Source organism: Paraburkholderia sp. SOS3 (genome assembly GCF_001922345.1).
In the GTDB taxonomy this organism is placed as follows: Bacteria; Pseudomonadota; Gammaproteobacteria; order Burkholderiales; family Burkholderiaceae; genus Paraburkholderia.
The window spans coordinates 2,378,753-2,398,866 of record NZ_CP018812.1; the positions used below are offsets into that span (position 1 = coordinate 2,378,753).

12 protein-coding genes are annotated in these 20,114 nt (G+C 60.5%); 4 read left to right on the forward strand and 8 right to left on the reverse strand.

What is annotated here, in order from left to right; translation table 11 throughout:
* Positions 1 to 32: 32 nt before the first annotated feature.
* The 8 genes from tssA to BTO02_RS34565 all read right to left on the reverse strand — a co-directional run bounded on the left by tssA (position 33) and on the right by BTO02_RS34565 (position 14,997).
* A complete protein-coding gene (gene tssA, locus BTO02_RS30750) occupies positions 33 to 1,646 on the reverse strand; it encodes a type VI secretion system protein TssA (protein ID WP_075160776.1) in 1,614 nt (537 codons plus the stop codon).
* Complete coding sequence (locus BTO02_RS30755) at positions 1,646 to 5,404, reverse strand: ImcF-related family protein (protein WP_075160777.1); 3,759 nt, start codon at positions 5,402 to 5,404, stop codon at positions 1,646 to 1,648. The genes tssA and BTO02_RS30755 overlap by 1 nt, the downstream gene beginning before the upstream one ends.
* 5 nt (positions 5,405 to 5,409) lie before the next feature.
* The gene (locus BTO02_RS30760; RefSeq protein ID WP_075160778.1) at positions 5,410 to 6,654 is read right to left on the reverse strand and encodes a hypothetical protein; all 1,245 of its coding nucleotides are present in this window, start codon (positions 6,652 to 6,654) and stop codon (positions 5,410 to 5,412) included.
* Between the two features lie 660 nt (positions 6,655 to 7,314).
* Positions 7,315 to 9,927: a glycoside hydrolase family 19 protein gene (locus tag BTO02_RS30765; RefSeq protein WP_075160779.1), complete on the reverse strand. Its 2,613-nt coding sequence runs from the start codon at positions 9,925 to 9,927 to the stop codon at positions 7,315 to 7,317.
* A 9-nt stretch (positions 9,928 to 9,936) separates the two neighbouring features.
* A complete protein-coding gene (locus tag BTO02_RS30770) occupies positions 9,937 to 12,276 on the reverse strand; it encodes a type VI secretion system Vgr family protein (protein ID WP_075160780.1) in 2,340 nt (779 codons plus the stop codon).
* Positions 12,277 to 12,372: 96 nt separating this feature from the next.
* On the reverse strand, positions 12,373 to 13,935 hold the full coding sequence (gene tssC, locus BTO02_RS30775; protein WP_075161552.1) for a type VI secretion system contractile sheath large subunit: 1,563 nt from the start codon (positions 13,933 to 13,935) through the stop codon (positions 12,373 to 12,375).
* A 73-nt stretch (positions 13,936 to 14,008) separates the two neighbouring features.
* Positions 14,009 to 14,521: a type VI secretion system contractile sheath small subunit gene (gene tssB, locus BTO02_RS30780; RefSeq protein ID WP_075160781.1), complete on the reverse strand. Its 513-nt coding sequence runs from the start codon at positions 14,519 to 14,521 to the stop codon at positions 14,009 to 14,011.
* A gap of 230 nt (positions 14,522 to 14,751) precedes the next feature.
* On the reverse strand, positions 14,752 to 14,997 hold the full coding sequence (locus BTO02_RS34565; RefSeq protein ID WP_156884033.1) for a hypothetical protein: 246 nt from the start codon (positions 14,995 to 14,997) through the stop codon (positions 14,752 to 14,754).
* Positions 14,998 to 15,061: 64 nt separating this feature from the next.
* Between BTO02_RS34565 and tssK the strand changes: the two genes are divergently transcribed.
* The 4 genes from tssK (at position 15,062) to BTO02_RS30800 (ending at position 19,923) form a co-directional block, all read left to right on the forward strand.
* On the forward strand, positions 15,062 to 16,414 hold the full coding sequence (gene tssK, locus BTO02_RS30785; protein ID WP_075160782.1) for a type VI secretion system baseplate subunit TssK: 1,353 nt from the start codon (positions 15,062 to 15,064) through the stop codon (positions 16,412 to 16,414).
* 74 nt (positions 16,415 to 16,488) lie between these two features.
* Positions 16,489 to 17,160 (forward strand): DotU family type IV/VI secretion system protein, encoded by a 672-nt coding sequence (locus BTO02_RS30790; protein ID WP_075160783.1) that lies wholly within the window; start codon positions 16,489 to 16,491, stop codon positions 17,158 to 17,160.
* A gap of 62 nt (positions 17,161 to 17,222) precedes the next feature.
* Positions 17,223 to 19,472 carry an OmpA family protein gene (locus BTO02_RS34005; RefSeq protein ID WP_232243593.1) on the forward strand — a complete coding sequence of 750 codons (2,250 nt, stop codon included), beginning with the start codon at positions 17,223 to 17,225 and terminating at the stop codon, positions 19,470 to 19,472.
* On the forward strand, positions 19,438 to 19,923 hold the full coding sequence (locus BTO02_RS30800; RefSeq protein ID WP_075160784.1) for an Hcp family type VI secretion system effector: 486 nt from the start codon (positions 19,438 to 19,440) through the stop codon (positions 19,921 to 19,923). Before BTO02_RS34005 ends, BTO02_RS30800 begins: the two co-directional genes overlap by 35 nt.
* Positions 19,924 to 20,114: the final 191 nt, after the last annotated feature.

The window sequence follows — 20,114 nt, forward strand, 5'->3', positions numbered from 1 at the left end:
GGTTGCGCCGGATCGCGTGCCGTGGTGCGCTGTTATTGCAGCGCGAGCGCGCGGGCCGGATCGAGTACGGTCAGTTCGGCTTGCAGCTCGCCGACGCGGCGTAGGAGCGCCTGCTTATCGGCGTCCTTTCTCTGACTCTGCGCGTTGAGCATGCGCATCAGGTGGTGCTTGACCTCAAACGTCAGCGCAGGCTCCCAGCGCGCAAGCGGCACAGCGCGCGCCGCTGCGTCCAGTTCGGCAAGCAATGCGAGCGCGGCGTCGGTGTGCCCGGCGTGATCGGCGATGCGCGCCATGACGAGACGCTGCAGATAGCGCTGACGATCGGTGCGCAAGCCCGGCACTGCGTCAAGCCAGATAAAAGCCGCCTCGATTCCGTCGCTCGCCGCGATATCGCGCGCCTGCGCCTCGATTTCGGGCCAGTCGCCGGCTACGCCGTCTTCGTGATCGGCCGATACCGGCAATGGCGTCACGCCGTCGCCCGCTTCGAGATTGCGAACGACCGCGTGACGCGCGATCCATTCGAGCGTCGTATCGTCGGCGAACGGAGTGCCGTCGTCGAAAGCGAGGCGCTCGATTGCGGGCAGGCGCTCGAGGAACAGCGCAAAATCGGCGCGCAGCAAGTCGCGCCAGCTGTCGTAAGGCGGGCCGATGTGATCGAGCGCGACGTGCTGGAAATACTGAAGGTCGAACCACAAGTGGTTGACGCCTTCCATAAACGCACCTTCGACGCGCTCGAGCAATTCATACCACTGCTTTTGCAGCACGAGACGTTTCAATTGCTGACGCACTTCGCCGCGCGGCGGTGCGAGACGCGTGCGCCCGCTCGCCGCGGCTGGCGGCAGTTCATGCAGTGTGTCCCAGCGAATGCTGCGCGCAACGCGCGCGGACGACAGATAGCCGTCTTCCTGGTTGCGCAGCCAGTCGGTCAGCGCACGCGTTTGATCGAGCAGATCTCGCGCCGATGAGATCGTCGATGCCGCTGTCGCGCTTGCGGCCATATCGGGCTGCCGCGCGGCAGACTCGACGTTGGCATTCTGCGCGGGTTCTTCGGTACGCGCGAAACGCGCGACGAGCGGTTGCAGATTGGGGCGCGCCGGCTCGGGCCACCCCCCCGTACGCGCGATAAGCAGGTCGAGCGCGGCAATCGCGCGCTCGAAGTCGTCAGGTTCGAACTCGCCGCGGCTGTCGAGCATGCCGAGCATGCGAGTCGTGGCCAGCATATCGAGCGCGCCCTTCTTCGCCTCGGCGCGCACGGGCAGGATCGCCTCGCCGAAGCGGTCGACGAGCGCGGCAACGAGTTCGAGACCGTCGGCGAAACCGGCCGGGCCGTCCTGTCGCAGCCGCGCGAACGTGTAGTAACCGGCGACGCGCAAGTCTTTGCCGGTCTCCTTCGTCAACTGTTCGCAGTGGCGCACGATCAGCGCGTCGTCGATGCCGGAGAGCTTGCTCGCTTCGTCCTTCAATTCGAAGAAGGCGTCTTCGTAGCCGGGGTCGCGGCCCGCTATGCCGCCGCTTTGCGCGGTGCTGCTTTCGCCCGTGAGCGGTTTGAATGGCTGCAGCCACGCTTCCCATGCGTTCAGGCGCTCGCGCGACAATTGGTCGGCGTCGCGCGACGGAAAAAGATTCTTAAGCAGACTCGAGAGCATTACTGCGCCTCCTGCGGCATCAGGCGAGCGCCCGGCAACGGCGTCGTGGCGCGCTTCGCCGAGGCGATCGCGGCGGCGGGCAGCGGCGGCGGATCGAGCGCCACGGCGTTCGTGGCTGCGCTGTTCGTCGGGTTTTGTGCGTTCGTTGGGTCCGTTGCGTTTCTCGAATGCTTCACGAAAATGCGTGACGGCAACGCGAAATGCCGAAGCGCCAGCACATCGAGCGGACCGGCGCCCGCTTCGCTGCGCAACTGCACGCGAAGCGCAATGCCCTCGCTTTGATCCGGCGTCCACGACAGCAGGTAGCGCGCGTTGTCCTGCTGCGCGACGCTCGCGCGTTCGAGCAGGCGTATCAGTCCGAAGCGGCCTTGCGTGTCGAGTGCGGAACGCAGGCCGCCGTGCTCGGTTTGCCATTCGATATGCGACAGGTTGTCGAGCGACTGACCTGGCCATTCGAACGGCATCCATTCTTCTTTCTGGTTGAAGTAATGCAGCTCGCGGCCGGACAGCGCAAAGCGGATGTCGGAAATGCCCGGTGTCGGGACCGCGCGCAGTTCGTAGCGCACGTGCGCATCGCCGGACGGAAACAGCACCGTCGACACGCGCGTGAGCCGGTTCAACGCGGCGAGAAAATTCGGATCGAGCATCAGCGCGCCATGGTTCGCGCTTTGCGCGGCGACCCACCGGTCGCCCTGGCGTTCGACGACGCCCGCAAGCTGCGTGGCAACGAACTGCGTAATCACGCCATTGTCGGTGCGCATGAAGCGCGCCATTTCGGGTAACGATGCGTCGTTGTCGGAGTCGGCGAATGGATAACGGCCCGCAAAGCTGCGATTCCAGTCCGAGACGATCGCGCTGCGCCAGATCTCGTTCAGACTCGACGCAGCCGGTGCGACGACGACCTGCCACGTCTGGTTCATCGGCGCTTCGAAGAGATTGCCGAAACCGGCCCATTGTTCACCGAGGCTTGCCGCCACGCGGCTTGCGTAATCGCGGCTGTCGGCGATATCCGATGTTTTGCCTTGCAGAACCGCTTGCGCCGCGACGCGCGACATCGCGTCCGGGTCCGCGCTGGCCACCATTTGCTGCGCCTTGAGACGCATGGCCGTCACGCGTTCGAGATAGCGGGCGAGACTGAGCTCGCCCGTGGTCCCGAGTTGAGCCGCGGCCTGGTTGCCGGACGTTTGCTGCAGCGAAAGCGGGTCGCTGCCGGTCAGGCGAAGGATCGGCGCGAAAGCCGCGGCGAGCGAGGCGGTTGCCGGCGTGCGCTCTACAGGTCGCGAACGCCCATCGTTGGATGGACTGATCGCGCCGCTAAAGGAGGGGTTGTTCGACTGCCCGTCGGCGCCGACCAGATGTTGCGCCTTGCGAATCAACGTGTCCGACAGCGATTGCGCGGTTGTTCCCGCATTCGCCTGATAGACGATGACGTTCATCAGCGCGACGAGCGGCGAGCGTTGCGGATCGCCGAGCAACGCCAGTTGGTCGACCGTGCCTGACAGCGTAGGCGCCGGCTGCCAGCGCAGGCTGTTCAGGAACGTGCCCCACGCGCGCGCGTAGTCGTCGAAATAGCGCTTGCCGAGGTCGGCTTTCAACGTCGACGGCGAGACAGCGCGCGTGCTCGTGTCCGAGAGCACCCAATCGGCTTTCGTATCGCGCTTCTCGCTTGCGTCTTCGATGGCCTGCGAGATGCGCTCGTCCCACGCTGCCCGCGTGAAGACGCCGGGGATCGTTGTCGCGGTGCCGAAAAGACCGCGGCTCGTGGCGCCGCCGACGCCGAGGGACGCCTGTGCTTGTGGCGCGCCGTCGCCGAGTAACGTGGCAAGCGACACCGGCGGGTACTTCGGTCGCGCATCGTCGAGAATCTGCTGGTAGATCGCGTCGGTCGAATTCTGGATGCCGCGTACGCCGATGATGGTCTGTCGCGTCGAGGCGATCAGTGCACGGTCCGCGGAGATCGCGGATGCCGGCTTCGCACCGTGTTTGCGGTCGGCCAGGTGCGTGGCGTAGAACGTCAGCAGATGACGGCGCAAGTCGTCCCATGTGCCCGGGGCCAGCGTCGAATCGTGCGGACGGGCGGGGATGCCCGTTGCGATCAGTTGAGGCGTGAGAAACGCGGCATTGGCCAGTTCGGGCTTTGTCAGCATCAGATACGTTTTCAGTGTGTCGTAGGCGGCTTGCACCTGCGTGTCGCCCCCGCTCGCGATTTCCGAGTCGGACAACGACGCGAGTTGACGCAGGCGGCCTTCGAGCTTTTGACGCAGTGGTTCACCGAGGAAACGGTGCGCTGCTGAGTCGTACGCGGCTTGCAGTGCGCTGAGAACGGCGATGTCGCGGTTCAGGCCGAAACGCGTGCTCCACGGGGCACGCTCGCGCGTGTGGGTCTCGAGGGTGTCGATCTGTTTGGCGAGCGCGTCGAAGGCGAGCGCGGTTGCGGTCTGATCGGGCGTGGTCGAATCGCTCATGAGCCTGGCGAGCGTGTGATCGGCAGCGCGGATTGCCGCGCGGTTCGTGAAACCTGATGTGACCGTGCCAGCGATCCACAGGGCGAACGCTGCGATTGTCAACCACGCGGCTGTAGTGGACGCGGAAAACCCGACGCGGCGGCCGTGGACTTTGCGGCTGTGGTCGGCGATGGTTTGCCAGATGACGGTTCCGGAACGGAGCAGGTCTGCTCCGTCTGCTTCGACTGCTACGTCCGCTCGCGGCTGCACGCCGCTACCGCCGGCCGCTTCGCGCGCTCCCGACGCGACCGGGTCCCGCTCCTTGTAAAGCGGCATGAATAGAAGGCCATGCACCGCGTGGGTGTAGAAGCGGGATTGAGCGACCCGGAACACTACCTCCGACAACGAGCGCCGCAGACCGGAAACGTATCGAGAAAGCGCTGCCGGGTAGCGATCGAGAGGATCGCTGGCCATCCGTCCGACACCGGCATACGCGAGATGGTCTGCGAGACCTTGCAACGATAGATCGATTTCGGCGGCATCCACTCGCGCGTTCGACCAGGTGACACCGATGGCTTCATCTGGCATTGGCGATTCGGTGCCGAAATCCGTGACGTGCAGCAGATAGGCCGGCGCGGCCCAGCACAGCACGTGAGCGTGGCGTGCCAGCCGTTGAACGACTTCGTCGGCTTCGGCCGGCGCGTGCTTCGCGCCGCGATCGCGGGTCACCACAACGACGGCATCGACCGGACGTCGGCGGCGCATACGCCGGATCTGCTCGAGCCAGTCGGGATCGAGCGTGGTGGAGATTTGCTTCGCGTAGAGCAGGACCGCGTTTGCGGTGACTGCATAGCCAGTCTTGGCAAGCTGCGGCGCAAGACGGCTGACCTGCGGCAAATCGCCCGCAAGCAGTATCCAGCGGTCGCGATAGCGCCAATGACGGCCGTGGCGTTGTCGAAGCGTGTCGCGCAGTGCGGTTGCGGGATCGGGTTGCGCGTCGTGTTCGCCATGCTCGTCATGTGCAGCCGAGCCTGTGAAAAGACCTGACGGGGCATGCTTCTGGCTGTCGTAGTGCACAAACCAGCGCGCTGCTCTCGACGACGCGATGAGCAGCAAGACTGCTTCCAGATATTTCACGAACAGCATGGCGAGCAGCAACGCGGACAGCAGCCCAAGCTCGATCATGATTCGCGCATCGCGAGACCATCCGTAGCGGGCGCCCTGCACCCATACGGCAATACCGAGGGAGACGAAAATGATCGCGGCCGAGATGCCGATAAAGAGGCCGAGCGGTTGTATTTTGCTTTTGTTCATATCTGTTATTTGCACACGAGGGCAACGAGTTCGTTGTCGTCCCGGGACAGCACTAGTTGTGGCTCCCGCTCCCGTGTTGCCCGAGCGTTTTCAGCAGCGAACGCGGCGGCAAGCCAGGGACCGGCTGACGAGCAATCGCCGACGGACGTTTCGAGCCTCATCCAGTTCGGGTTGTTCTTGAGATTGGCCGCCTGTTGCACTGCGGTTACCTGCTCGCCTGTCAGGCCGTGGGTCCAGACTGTTTGCACGTCGTCGATCGATAGCCCGCTCCAACCGGTCACAAGTTCCAGCGTTTCTTTGATGGTCTCCCGCTCACCTTTGGCCGGTCGGTGCAGATGTGTCGCTGTGGAGCGCAAAGGCGACGGCAGCACGTGTGGCCGCCCGACGAGCAAGGCGACGCCGGCTTCTGCAACGCCATCCGGCAACAACGTGCTCAGTGCGTCGCGAAGTTCAATTGCGATCAGCAGATAGGCTTTGCTGTCGTCCCGGTTGTCGAGCCACGCGTCGATCTGGAAAAGCGGGATCGGGGCGCTGGCCGACTGGACATCGAGTGCCTTGCTGTCTAGCGTAGTTCGCGCGAGCAACAGCGCTCGCAATTGGCTTTTGAGTTCATCGGACTTTAACTTCGACTGCACATGGAACTTGACCTGAAGCTCTGTTTGCGCAGGCAAGGCGTTGATTTGGGGAGCGAAATAGTCGGTGAACCGCGCGAGCAGTGACGTACATATCGCGCGATGACGGGCGTATTCGTCAAGTTCGTTACCTGAACCGGGTTGGTCTACCGGGCAATCCATCCAGCGGGCGGCGACATTGCCAGTCATGCCTGGAGGGCGAGGTCGCGCTTCGAGCTTTGTCGATCCGCTCCGAATGCCATCGAGGGCATTGACCGTTTCGTTTGTCGAGAAACACCAGGCGCGGCCAAGCACGGCAAAGGGCCTGCTCGCGAGCGCATGACAAGCGTCTTTCGCTTCATCGCTCATGCTGTTGGCGGCGATTGCTTCGGCACGGATCATGTAGCCATAGCCGAGCCGGCTGCACAGCAGGAAAGCCCACGTCAGGAACGGGTAGCCTGTCAGGCAAAACCAGAACCATGGCGTGTTCGTCGGACGGCCCGCCGGCCATAAGACGATCGCGAGCCCTGCACCGGCCAAAAGCGTAAGTGCGAGCAGGATGGTCCATGTAATCGTCGATAGTCGCGGAGGAGCAGGCACGGTTACCGGCGGTGGGACGCGATTGAAGTCGATAGGCATTGGTTTAACGCGATCGAGTGTTGCTGGACGATGGGATGAAAGTCGCGGCGCACCGAGTGCGACCGCCATCACCAGGACAAAGGGACCGTGCATATGGGCGCATCATTTCTGCATGAGATTTTTCCATTGAAACTACGCCGCCACTTCGTGATCGAGCAATTCGATACTAATTATCTACGTCATCGATCGGCGATGATGTACTTATTCCGCGGTACGCACGTTGACTCAGACGTTGATATATGCCTTTTTCACAAATCAGATTCGCGACGGTTTCGCCGCTTCTTTTCACATAGACCCCATTAGGCGGCCCTTGATAGATTACGTAATCGTAGTCGCCCGATCTGAATCGCACATGTTCAATATTCAAATTTCCGCCAGTAATGTCAACGATCGAAAATCTTTTTCGAGGCGACTGCGATCCACTTGGAAATTTGAACTCTATGCGATCAGGCGTGCCAAACCGGTACTGGACGTAACCATAGTTTGGCGACAGATTTCCAGAGGCACAAAGGGAGATTATTTTTTTGCCTGATGGGCAGCTGAAGTAAATTTCCTCGTGCTGTTGACATAACGTTGCTTCGTTTGCTTGCACAGTGACGCATGCACTTGCAATGGATAGTGCGATGGCTACTCTGAATATAAAATTGCGCGAAATCCGATTCAATTAAAATCTCCACGATTATAAAATACTTCGAAATTTTTGAAGCGCGCCTGATAACTATCAGTGTATAAATTCACAATGGCAGTAATCGCGTCCACCTGCTTACTGGTGGCACCTTGATCGGCTATATTCGCGAGGCCATTGCTCACCCAGAAGTACGCCGCTGACCTTGCCGCGTACTTGGGCTGGATCAACAGGTCCGGATTAGTTTCAAAGTCGACTATGTCTTCAGGCCATTCGCTTTGGTGATTCTTGTTCCACTTCGTAAATTCGCGATAGTGGGTACGGCCGGTAAGTTGCTTCATGCCTCTTCCCCGATACTTCCACCCGTCTCCACTTTTATAATCCCCGTTGCCGAGATCGACGCGCCCGCCATACGCACCATTTGCGATTGCCTCAAAGTCCTCTTGAGTCATGCGAGTGCCATCCGCTTTGATCGGTCTTACATTCTCGTAGCCGTGTACGGCCTGATCCGGATTTCGCCTGAAGTAGGAGAAAGTTGCGATTAATGAACTTGCCTTCCATACGAAACTTTCCTCTAACGTTAAAGACGGTCCGGCTTCCTGCGCGACTTGCGCAAAAAAGTGCGTTCGTCTGAGCGGCGAATCCAACTCGTAGGTTTCGATGTGCGCATTGAGTTCATCGACGAGTTCCTGGAGGTCTTCTGCACGCGCGCTCGGGAACACTTTTTCTACGATCTGCAAAGTGAATCGGAAGCATGCACGCTGGAAGTTGCCAGCCAACCCAATCGGGTGAATATGAAACACATCCGGTTCCGGAAAGCCCGGCACCCGAGCCTTCACCTCATCCCACCACGCAAGCTTGCCGATCCGCTTTAGCTCTTCCTCGCGCTGCGGCTTCGTGCCCGTGCGCTGGTCGAGTTCCGCAATCAGCTTCGTCCATTTGGCCGGGTTCGCCCACTCGCTCCCGTGCTTGACGATCAGCCGCGACGCAGCCTGCACGAGCCACGGATAACCGCCCCGTTCGGTCTTCGACAGTGAGCACAGCTCGACCGCCGCCTGCCGGCCGTCGCCGCGGGTGAACAGCGCGTCGTACACCTTCAGCATCAGTGGACTGAGCTTCGCGCGCGAGGCCGTGTCGGCCACCTCGGCATGACTCGCGTAATCGATCCATTGCGCAGAGTTCGCAAAGATCGTATGGGTCGCATCGTGAGCGTCCTCGATGCACCGGAAATCGATCCACTTGCGCGAGAATTCGCGCGTGACCATGCCGCCCTTGTGGCTCGACTCCCGTACCCAGCCCTCGATCGGATGCCCCAGCATATTGGCGCTCTGGACAAGCCACCAGTTCACCGTGCGCTGCTGGATCGGGTCCGGCTCCGGTTCCGCGTAGTGCCGGCTTCTGTCCCGGGCGAGCCCGGCCAGCGGGTAGACCTGGACCACATCGGTTTTCCTCGACTGCGGCTCCATCCCTTCGGCAAACGTATCGCCGTTACGCTGGTTCAGCACCGTGTTCGGCCCGATCCGCAGGATGGTCGGATCGGCCGGCAGGCCCAGCTCGCTCCAGTCCTCCCTGTGCGGGCCATGCTGCGAAATCCAGGCGCGGCTCTGCTCGATAAACGGCCTGATGCTGCCGTCGCAGAACACTTCGATGTGGGCCATCCGTGTCCCGCTCGCGCCGCCTTCGGTCAGCGCGTCATAACGGCCCATGTGGCCGATCGGGTCGCCCGCCCTCACGCAGAAGCCCGCGCCTTGCGCATCGTCCGGCCGGCAATGCGCAGCCGCGGTGATCACCACCTGGTCGAATGCTGCGTCGGGGAAGACTTCATCAACCAGCGGGCCGCCGTTTTCCTGACCCATGCAGATCCATCCGCCGATCGCCGCCGACGCTGAGACGAACGTTCCCGCAATCGGTGGATGCAGCTGCGCGCCGTGCAGGTCCTTCAGCTGCCCCCAGCCCTTCTCCTTCTTTCCGATACTGACGCTGGCGCCCTGCGGCAGGATGCCGATCGCGTTGCTGTGCGGCGTCGGCGCAGTGCGTACGCGCAGCCCCAGCTGCCTCGCGTCCGCTGCCTGTCCGTTTCTGCCGATGACCGGTCTGTCGCGCGCAAAAGAGGTGACCAGCCACTGCCTCGTCCAGTAGGACGGTTTTCCCCGCGCCGGGAAATTCGCATAGTCCTCATCGGACATCAGGTGCATGTACAGGCTATAGAACGTCAGCGCCGAGCCGCGTGGAAACTCCATCGAGTGGCGCAACAGCGCAAAGCCGGTGCTGTAGGGCGCGCGAACCGTGCCGCCGCCCGGCGCGGCAAACTCGCTGACCGGGTAGGCGCGGTTGGCGCGATAGGCGATCAGATGACCGTCGGCAAGTGCACGCAGACCCGCATCGAGGTCCATTGCCCGGCCGGCACCGGCTTCCGTAATGTGGATGCCGCCATGCCACATGCCGCTCCTGCTGACGGGATACGAGCCGGACGGCTCGCGTTCGGCCAGCAGACGGTGAATCTCGTGCTCGTCGGTAAACGGCGACGCCTTCTGCGCCTTGCCTTCGGCTTTGCGCAGGAACGGAAAGGCAAACTGCAGTTCCCGCAGTCGAGGTTTTGCCGGTTGAGGAGCTTGCGCTGATTGCTTCGGCGTGTGCTTTGTTGTCATGGGTCAGGCTTATTCAGAGAATCTGAAGTCAATGGCGGTCTTTGCGTCTTTCACAGACGTCTTCGTCCACATGGGAAATTTGAAATTGCCTCCATCTGCGCCACTGATATTCAAGCCCCCTCTCAATTCAATTTCGCCTGAAGGGCTACCCAAAAGAATCTTGCCGCCCGACAACCGGATATAGGCACCGGACCCGTCCCCGATCGTGACGCCTTTGTTCCCTGTGATCGTGACCTCACCATCCGACGAGCTCACGACCAGGTCCTGCATCGACATCAGTTCCATCGCATCGCCCTGGGCCTGAATTTGCACCTTTCCCTTGGCGGCAAGTAACCGGATACCAAGCAGTGCCGCGAGAATGGAAATCGCCTCGCCAGCGGCGACCGTCACTCGCTTGAGCACGCCGATATCGAGACCCGCGCCTGCCGTGAAAAACGCCTGCTTTCTCGCCGCAATTTGAATGTGTTCCCCGCTAGCGAGACCAATTCCTTCCGGCGCGGTTGCGACGACCGCAGGACGCTGCAACCTCGCGAGCTTTTGATCGATCAACACTCTCTGCTGGTCGGCTTCCGCTGGTATGGCGTTCGCCTCATGTGCCGACGCGTTGAGCGAGCGCAGAATTTCCTTCGACTCGCGAAATGTCGCGTCAGCATTGCGCATTTCGAGCAGTTCCCCAGAGGCAGCCAGTTGCGCCTCCGCGGAAACCATATTTCCTAGCGCGCCGCGAGACACGGCATGTGCGTCCGAACGCATTTCGGCGCCGTGCCCACGCTCCTTGCGGTCGGCATCGACCAAATGCCCAAGATTGAGTTCGCTGGTCTGGTAAGGCGTCGACAAATGGCTGTGCTCGACACCTTCCTTATCTTCGATAGACCACTCGGTGCCGCCAGCCGTACGGACGACATTGCGCGTATGGTTCAGGTTGTTGACCAGATCCGGATGCTCACTGTCGTGCATTGCGCCGACGATGACGGGCCGATCCGGATTCCCTTCCATAAAGAGAAGCCCAACCTCCGTTCCGTCGATCAGCGGAAAGTGATGCCCGTAGTTGTCCCCACTATAGGGTTTCGAAAGCCGAACCGGCCGGCTCGTGCCGCCTGGGCTCCATTCGTCGAGATCGAACGGGAGCTTGACCACGTAGTGGCCCCGCTCGTCCAGATACGCGTATTTGTAGTTTCCTGGCGATGTTACGCGTGCCGGGAGAATGCCCTGAATCGACGGCCGCCTTGCCGCATCGACCATCGGCCGCCAGACACGATGCGAGGGAATAGCCTTGAATTGGATCGCATACGACTCACTGCGACCACCGCCCGATTCAACCGACGTGATCAGCAGGCCGTGCGGCGCATCCGCCTGATTCTGCTCGAGCCGCATCACCTCGCCGGCTTCGAGCGCAAACGGATTTCCCGTTCCCGCGAACGTGACCTGTTCGGCCAGGAGTGCCTCATGCCTCAGCCGCGCGATGCGTCGACCTTCTTCCCGTGTCTTATAGTGCTCGCCCCAGCGATAATCAATTGCATTGGTTGTCTTATCCTCGGGCGCGGCATTGTGTTCGACGAGCAGTTCCACCGCGGCATTTCGATGGTTGTAGTCATTAAGGTTGACGCCTTGTACAACGCGCTTTGTGCGGCGCTCAAGTGACTTGATCGCCTCAGCGCCCACGCTTTCCAGGCCCGCATCATGCCGCAGAGGTACGACACGCTGATGGCGCGCATAAGCATCGATATCGTCACCGAACACGACGACCGCACGATCCCTCCTCTGCTCGAAGCGAAACCAGATTCCCTCTTCCGCCGCTATACGCCGGATGAATGCGAAGGTAGTCTCGTGATATTGCGTGCGGTACTCATGCCGCTTGTACTCGCCACGCAGCTTGAACTCGAAATCGACACCCGCCCTGAAACCAAAGTGGCGTAGCGTATCGGTGATGATCTCCTCAACCGACTGTTTCTGGAACAGGCGGCTCGTTACACCGCGATTCAAATCCGCCAGGTTCGGCTCGAGCACGACGCGGTAGCGCGTCTCGTCCGACGACGTCTCGAATTCATCGAAACGGGTGATGATGCCGTGCACGGTCCGCGCCGGAGGCTTCTTGCTGAATTGCTCTGCGTTCTCACCGAACATCTTCTGCAAGTAAGCAAGGTCCGGATCGATCGGGTCGATAATGAACTTCGCCGGTCTGCCAAGCACCTGGTCCATCGGAATGCCGGCGACTTCGCTCGTGAACTCGATCTCATAGCAATACAACTCGCAAAGCGCGTCGCGCCCTGCAAATCGTAGAACAGAGAATGGCGCAGGATGCGGCGCGAGCCTTAGCTCATAAGCCTGCGAAGGCAAAACCATCGACATCTTCGTCTTCTCCTCACAAACGTGCGACCGGCGAATGGACGTGCACTACCAGCGCGCCAACGCGCGCGCTGGTCGCTCCTATGCATTACCTATGGGTCAGTTCTTAGCCTTCGGCATCTGCGACACGAGCGACAGCCCGATGTCCATCCCTTCGACCTGGAAGTGCGGCACGATAAACAGCTTGATGCGGAAGAAGCCCGGATTGTCCTCGATGTCTTCGACCGTTACCGTAGCCTCGCGCAACGGATGCGATGCCTGCAATTCATCGCCGGGATCTTTCATCTCGGTCACAAGACCCTTGACCCAATTATTCAGCTCGAGCTCGAGCAACCGACGATCTTTGGTCGTACCGATGTTTTCGCGCTGAATGAGCTTTAGATAGTGCGCGATGCGGGACAACAGGAAGATGTACGGCAATCGCGCATTGATACGACTGTTCGCCGTCGCCTCCTTCGTTTCGTAGATCGCGGGCCTTTGCGCCGAGTTTGCCGAGAAGAAGCACGCGAAGTCGTGGTTCTTATAGAACGACAGCGGGATAAATCCGAGATCGGCGAACTCGAACTCGCGCGTCTCCGGAATCAGCACTTCAGTCGGAATCTTCGGCTGAGAGCCGGTACCGAGGTCATACAGATGCACCGGTAGGTCTTCCACCTTACCCCCGGCCTGCGGGCCGCGAATCTGCACGCACCACCCGTTATTGACGAAGCTACGCACCATATTCACGGCGAAAGCGAACGACGCATTGACCCACAAATAACGATCGTGGTCCGGGCCTTTGACCGCTTCTTCATAGTTGAACGTGCGTACCGGCGTCGTATCTTTCCCGTACGGCAAACGTCCGAGCACACGCGGCATGGTCAGCCCGACGTAGCGCGCATCGTCGGTGTTGCGGAAGCTCTTCCATTTGATGTACTCCGCGCGATCGAAGTAGTTGCCGATATCCTGAATTGCGGCGACCTCTTCCATCGTTCTCTTGCCGAAGAACGCTGGTCCGACCGACCCGATGAACGGCATATGTGCCGCCGCCGCGACTTTGGAAATGTTGCGCAACAGAGCGACATCCTGCGGCGAGTTCGCAAATTCGAAATCGCTGATCATCGCGCTCACAGGCTGGCCACCCGGTGTGTCGTATTCCTCGATGTACGTGAGACGATACAGGCCGCTCTGAATGAGCTCAGGCGTGTCTTCGAAGTCGCGCGTCAAAGCGTCCTTGGACACGTCGAGCACTTCGATCTTCGCGTTCTTGCGGAAGTCCGTGCGCGATACAAGCATCTTGAGCCCACGCCAACGCCCTTCCAGCGCCTGGAAATCGGGATGATGCATTACCGCGTCCAATTGACGGCTAATTTTTCTGTCGATCTGGCCAATATGGAAGTCGAGCAGCGATTTGTCGAGCCGGTCGACTGGATGGCTCGCGTTGCTGATCAAATCGAGGAATGCACTCATGCCTCGCGCAATCCGCTCGTCAGCCGAGGCTTCCGAAAGCATGTCGCTGTCGCGAAACGCCTCGAGCGGACGAGCTTCGCTAACCGGCTTCAGGTTGATCTTGCTGCACAGCGATGCATACAAGCTGTCGCTTGCAGCAGAGGGGTCGAAATGCGAGCCCTCAAGGACGACAGTTTCAGTTGCCCCGTGCCGGGTTTCGTTCTGTTGGTTCATCTCGTTGTCTGCCTGCGTTCGTGTCGCCAAATGGTTGCGGAATACGGTAAGCGCGCGTTTTGCCTCGCTGCGCTTACGCATGCGCTTCCTGCTGCGTGGCCGCGCTGCCGATCTGCGCCAGCTCGTGGCGTAGTCGTTCCGACAGATGTCGGTCCTTCAGGATCTTTTCGAACTCGCGACGGAACGTGCCGTTGTCAAGTAAGTTCGATTTAAGATCGCGCAGCAGATTGCGCATAGCCAACAGCGCCTGCAGTTCCGGAATCCGCCGCGCGACCTGCTCGGGCTCGAAGTCCCGCATTGACCGGAACGCGAGATGCACCGGCAACTCGGACCCGTCGTCGGCGAGGGTGTTCGGTGCAGCGGTCTTGAGGTCTGGCGCGTAGTCGGCCAGCACTGCATCGAAATTGTTCTTGTCGATATTGACCTTCTTGCGCTCGGCGAGTGGCGCCTGCTCTCGCCCCGCGCTGAAATCGCCTGCCACTAGAAGCTTTAGCGGTAACTCGACCTTCTTCCGGGCTCCACCCGTATGCAGGTCCAACGTAATCGAGACGCGACTCTTCGGAATTTCGCGCTGGAAGCTGTCCATCTGTATCCGCTCCAATCTATTTAGATAAATTAACCCCGCCGAACCTACCCGGCTTTGCTCGGCGATCCGCGCAGGACGATGTGAATACTTGCCCCAGTCATTTAAATAAACGGGGATCTTTTTACTACTGTGCGTTGATTATGTTCTCACGAAAAACAAACGAATAACCATCTCATAAATACCATTGACAAATATTTGCAAAATCCGTCCTAAGGCGCCCAGTCCCATTCTTATGCAGCAGCGCCGCCAGATAAGGGATACATGGGACTTTTCGCAATCGAAACATATGCGCCCGTCAGTCGATTTGACATTTCCTGAATATCTTTAAATAACTTAAATGAACAAAAAAATCGTTTGCCATTGGATTTGATCATCGCGTACACTTCGCTCTCACGATTACGAATCCGATACTCAAGGTTTGCAGGTTTAATTGCTTTATTCAGTTGACGCTTTTGTATGTGTGCTCTGATGCCCACGCGTCTCCTCGTTGCGATCTGATCGTCGCTATTCAATTCTTTAAACCGTTTTTTCGCTACACCTATGCGGATCGATAAACCGCTTTGGCATGAAGGCCTGATCCTCACGCAACAGCACTTTCAACAGCACGAACGTTGGGCTGAATTCTCGCTGCGTCAGGTCACAACGGCGTCGCTCGTGCAGCCGTGGGGAACGCTTGGCGTCCATATCGACGAAGAAGCGCTCTCAGCGAGTCGCCTCAAGCTCACGCAACTAAAATTGCGCTTTCCGGATGGCACACCGTTCGACTCGACCGTCGCGGATGCGTTGCCGCCTGCGCGCAATCTGTCACAGGGATTACCGGTCGATCTGCAGAGCGTCGTTGTGCTGGCAGCGCTGCCGCTTGCCAATGCGAATGGCAATAACTGCCGCTTCGATGAAGACTCTCTCGCGCGGCCGCGCCGGGCGTTTCGAGAATTCGTGCAGGTCGCGGACCTCAACGGCACGGGCGAAGCGGAGATCGCTGCCGAGCGCCACGCGGTGCGACTGCTATTTGACTTCGAACCAAACGAAGACGACACGGTATGCGCGATCGCCCGCCTCACGCGCTCGAGCAGTGGCGAGTTCAAGCTCGATCACCGCTACGTACCTCCTTGCCTGACGTTGGCCAGCCATCCGCTGCATATCGAGCGGATCAATCGCCTGGCGGACATTCTGCTGGCGAAGAGCGTCGCACTCGGAGCACGCCGCGGCGAACGTATCGAACAGGTTACCGAGTACGGCGTGGCGGACGTGCAACTCTTCTGGCTCCTGCACTGTATTCATACGGCGTGGCCACAACTGCAGTTTTTCGCGTCTCACCCGTCGCAGCCGCCCGAGCGGCTCTACACGGTACTCGCTCAACTCACCGCCGCGTTGATGACGTTTTCGACAGGCGCGCAACTGACGGACATCCCGACTTACGATCACGCGCATGCCGGCGATGTTTTCGCGCGGCTCGAAACGAAGATCCGTGAGTTGCTCGACGCGATCATTCCGTCGCGCGTCGTGTCCATTGCGCTGACGCAAAAAAGCGCGACAACCTGGACCGGTCTTTTCGCCGACGAACGCATCGCGACCGGCACGGCGGACTGGTATTTGTCCGTCAGCGCATCGTTGTCGCCGTTTGAACTTGTCGAGCAATTCGCGCGACTGTGCAAGATCGGCGCACCCGACGATGTCAGGCAAATCGTGAATTCGGCACTCACAGGCATTCCGCTGAAGCCGGTACAGCGCGTGCCATCCGCGATTCCAGTGCGTCTCGACAACCACTATTTTGCGCTGGACGCTGACGATCCCGCACACGCGCGCATGCTTGCTGCGCGCGCTTGCCAGATCTATTTGCCCGCATCGATCCCCGATGCAACGCTTCAACTCCACGCGGTGCTGCGGTCATGAATCTTTTCGGCGTCTCCCCTTTTTCAAGACTGGTTGACTACTCGGCGGATGCGGGTCGCGCATCCTCGCAATGCATGCGTGGTCTCCTGCGCGATACCGCACTGGCCGTCACCCAGCTCTCGGCGAACCAGACGCCGACTACCTACAGGTTGCTTCGCGATCGCGCTGGGGAACTGGTCACGCAGTTTGCTGCCGCGCTCGAGCGTCACGGTTATCCGCGTGATGTGCGCGAGGACGCGGTCATCGCTCAATGCGGACTGCTCGATGAGACGGCACTGCGCCATCTCTCCGGCGATGACCTATCACAGTGGGACGCACATCCGCTGCAAATCGTGCATACCGGTCGGCACGATGCGGGTGAAAGCGTATTCGAACGACTCGAGCAACGGATGATCGAGGCGTCGCCCAACGTCGACCTGCTTGAATACTATGAATCGATCCTCGCGTTGGGATTTGTCGGCCGATATGCGTCGCTTTCATGGAACACGCCCGAAGGCGACGGCGCTGCAAAACGTGAGGCGCTCATCAAGGCGCTCAACACGCGACTGCAAACGCTAAGACCTGCGCGAGACCAGGCGTTCGTCGTCGAACGTTCAGGCTGGCGTTTTGCAGACTCGCTCTATCGCCTGTCGCCGTGGGCAATGACGAGCGTCGCTGGCGCGGTAGCGGTTGCCGTATGGCTCGCGTGGAACGCGACGCTCGATGCACAAGTCGCACATCTTGCATCGCAGGCGGTGCGCCCGTGACTCGGTCTATCAAGTCCGCCTCGCTGGAACCCGCGCGGGACGGGTTGCAGCGATTGGAACCGATGTCGTCCGTGCCACCGCGCTTTGCGTCAACGCCGCTCGAGCGCACATTGCACGCTCAATCTGGTACCGAGCCGGATGGCTCGGCGGCGATTCCGTCCAACGCAGCGACAGTCCTCGGGAACGAGGGCCTCGGCTACCCGTTTCGGACAATGGTCGTGCTTGCCGCGGTGCTCGCTCTCGCTGTGCTGTGGTTTATTCCGCGACTGGGCCAGACCCCGGTCTTGCTGCTAACGGCGTTCATCGGACTGCTGGCCTTCGCGCTCATATGGCTGCGCACCCGACAACTCATTTCCGCTCGCTCGCAAAACACGCGTGTACTTGCAGCGCTTGGCACTGCGGCGTCTGAGATTCCAGTTCGATTGCGGACGAATATGCCTCTGGTTGTCGTCACCGGCGACGGCTTGCCTGCGATCTTCGATCGCGCTGGCGAAGCGCGCTTCGCGCATATCGGCGATGGTGCAATCTGGATACGCGCGGAACGGCCGCGGGATCTGCCGAAACTTTCGGTTGCGGTCCGACAGTGGCGCAATGGCCGGGCGCCAGATGGCTTTGTGCTTTCGGTCGCGCCGGCTCTGCATTCGGACCTCGACACGTTGACGCAAAGACTTCGCGTGATGCGTCAGGCGATAGCCGACGCGTCACGAATGCTTCGCGCGCGTTTGCCTGGCTACCTCGCCATCTATCAGCGCGTAACGGCAGATGGAGATCCACATGGAACAGCCGCCGCAATGATCGATGGCGTAGGCGGCACGAACTCGTCTACCTTATCGAAAGCAACGCCGAATACCACGGCCGAATCTGGCTCGCAGTCGTCGAGGTTCATGGCGGGCCGCACGGACCCCCTGTGGTATGGCGCGTCATCAACCACGCGCATTCGTCCGCAGGGAGTGGCTTCCGGCCGCCTGGAAAAAATACCCGGGGACAGCGCTGCCGGGCTCTTCGAATCCATCACCAAGGCCGCCGAAGCCACCGCGTTAAGCATCAGTGCGTCAAATATCAGTGCGTCAAATATCAGTGCGTCAAATGCCAGTGCATTAAACGCCGAAGCCTTAAGCGCGGATGTGCGACGAGCCAGTTCAATCCATCGGGCGGTCACCCGCGCCGCCGCCCTGCCATTGCTCATCGACTGGACCCGGAGGATCGTGATCGAGGCATTAACCGACGATCGGCAGCCTTCGGCGCCGTGCACGCTGCATGGCGTCGGCTGGGTCGATTGCGGTCCCGCAACCGGCAGAGGCAAGCCTTGGGAAAGAGACGTCGAGTCGCGAACCGCCGTCGTACCAGCAACCATGCCGGCATCGCCGTTGCCCTGGCCTCTGCCGCAGCCGCTCATTGAAGCGATGCCGCAGCAGCGCTGGGTACCGCCCCGGGTCGCTGCGCTCGCGCACGCTTTAGCGCTGACCGCATGCGCGGCGGCAATCGCCTTCTGGGGCGCTGCGTCGAACAACGTGACCTTGATCGACCGTATCGGCGCCGACCTTCAACGGTACGCGAAAATTCCCGCGGCACGGGATACCGCGAGACGCGACGCGCTACAGGCGCTCGTCGCAGATCGCGATCAGCTCGAGCATTACGCGCGCCTCGGTGTTCCATTGCAGCTGTCGTTCGGCATGTACCGCGGCGCTCAACTGATGCCGGCGCTGAACGACGCAATCGCGACGTACCAGCCCCCTGAGGCGCCTCCGGCAGTCGTCACGCTCGACAGCATGTCGTTATTCGACAGCGGCAGCGCGCAACTAAAACAAGGCTCGACGCGTGCGATGGTTGGTGCGCTCGAGATGATCAGGGCGAATCCTCGCAAGCGGATTCTCGTTGCTGGGCACACCGACGCAGCCGGCGCACCGGACCGCAACTTGCGGCTGTCGATTGCACGTGCAGCCGCCGTACGCGACTGGCTGATCGACGCGTCGGGCATGCCGGCCACGCAGTTCGCCATCCAGGGGTATGGCGATACGCGGCCCATCGCAAGCAACGACGCATCCGAGGGTCGCTCAAAGAACCGGCGCGTCGAAATCACGCTCGTACCCGATACGGCTCCACAGCCCGTTGATGGCGCGTCGACGGCGCATCGATTACACATTGGTCACGGATCTGTATCCAACCGATTCACCAATCCGTCTAAGTCCCGAAGCGCTCCGCTTCGGGAATGGGAACCCCGGAGCCATCGCTCCGGGATATCGTTGCAGTACGAAACAGCAGGAAAAGGGAGAGAAAATGGCGATTCCAGCATATATGTGGCTCAAGGATGATGGCGGCGCGGACATCAAAGGCTCGGTGACGGTGCAAGGCCGTGAAGGTAGTGTCGAGCTTGTCGCGTTCGATCACAGCGTCCACATTCCGACCGACGGCAACACCGGCAAGCTCACAGGCACCCGCGTGCACAAGCCGATTACCCTCACCAAAGAGACGGACTCGTCCACCCCGTATCTCTATAAGGCGGTGACGAGCGGACAAACCCTCAAGAACGTTGAAATCAAGTGGTACAGGATCGACGACGCGGGCAAGGAAAAGGAATACTTCAACACGAAGCTCGACAACGTGAAGATTGTCGCCGTCAAGCCGAAGATGCTCGATATCAAGAACCCGGACTTCGAGAAGCACAACCATCTGGAAGACGTGGAACTGCGTTACGAGACGATCACATGGTCTTACAAAGACGGCAACATCATCCATAAGGACACATGGAACGAGCGATCCTGATCGTTTGAGCCGATGTCGTGCGGCGCACTCTGCCACGCATCTGCTACGCACTTGCCACCCAGGCGCCTAAGGTAGTACCGGCGCCACACGACAGTCCTGAAAGCACTTGTTTCGCCAGCTCGCTGCGCGGCGCGGCTGGCGCATCAAACCGACGATCAACGGCAGCCAAACGCCACACCAGACGCAACGCA